The sequence below is a fragment of the Variovorax boronicumulans NBRC 103145 genome, assembly GCF_001591345.1.
Taxonomy (GTDB): Bacteria; Pseudomonadota; Gammaproteobacteria; order Burkholderiales; family Burkholderiaceae_C; genus Variovorax; species Variovorax boronicumulans.
The window spans coordinates 1-1,015 of the sequence record NZ_BCUS01000268.1 but is presented as its reverse complement, the minus strand read 5'-3'; the positions used below and the strand labels follow the sequence as shown (position 1 = coordinate 1,015).

2 protein-coding genes are annotated in these 1,015 nt (G+C 69.7%); one reads left to right on the top strand and one right to left on the bottom strand.

What is annotated here, in order from left to right:
- On the top strand, window positions 1–393 hold a 393-nt coding region (locus VBO01S_RS31470; protein WP_169805124.1), incomplete at its 5' end, for a transglutaminase-like domain-containing protein.
- A 56-nt stretch (window positions 394–449) separates the two neighbouring features.
- Here VBO01S_RS31470 and VBO01S_RS31465 read toward each other — a convergent pair.
- A partial coding sequence (locus tag VBO01S_RS31465) for a TolC family protein (RefSeq protein ID WP_169805123.1) occupies window positions 450–1,015 on the bottom strand: 566 nt, incomplete at its 5' end.

The window sequence follows — 1,015 nt, the reverse complement described above, 5'->3', positions numbered from 1 at the left end:
GACTTCGTGCACCAGCACATCGAGTTCGGCTACGAGCATGCGCGGCGCACCCGCTCGGCGTTCGAAGCCTTCAAGGAAGGGCAAGGCGTGTGCCGCGACTACGCACACCTGGCCATCACGCTGTGCCGCTGCCTGAACATCCCGGCCCGCTATTGCAGCGGCTACCTCGGCGATGTCGGCACCCCGCCGCCGCACGGAACGATGGACTTCGCGGGCTGGTTCGAGGCCTTCCTGGGCGACCGCTGGTACACCTTCGACGCGCGCAACAACGTGCCCCGCATCGGCCGCGTGCTGATCGCGCAAGGGCGCGACGCCAGCGACGTCGCGCTGTCCAACACTTTCGGGCCCAACGAACTGGATGGATTCAGGGTGTGGTGCGACGAGGTTCAGTGAACTGAATCGCCGGTCGCACGCACGCGGCCGGGTCGGCCCTCCGCCAACGCCTCGCGCTACGCGCTGCCCCAGCCCCCGCCCAGGGCCTTGTACAGGTTCACGGTGTTCACCGCCGCCTTGAGCTGCAGTTCGATCAGCTGCTGCTGCCCGGTATACAGCTCGCGCTGCGCGTCCTGGCTGGAGAAGTAGTCTTCCATGCCGCTGCGAAAGCGCGTGCGCGAGATGCCGGCCACCTTCTCGAGCACCTGCACGCGCGCCTGTTGCGCCTCCAGCTGCGGCTGCAGGTGGTCGCTGGCGATCAGCGCGTGGGCCACCTCGCGAAAGGCGACCTGCGCCGCCGATTCGTAGCCGGCCATCGCGGCGGCCAGCCGCTCTTCGCTGGCGCTCACGTTGGCCGACCGGCGGCCCCAGTCGAAGATCGGCAGCGACACGCCCAGCACGCCGGCCCAGCTGCTGTTGCCGCTGCTGAGCAAGGTCGACAGCTCCTTGCTGACGCCGCCGGCCAGCGCCGTGAGCGAAATGGTCGGCAGCATCGCGGCCTTGGCCGCGCCCACGCCGGCGTTGGCGGCCTCGACGCGCGCATAGGCCGCAAGCAGGTCGGGCCGGCGTTGCAGCAGGCTGG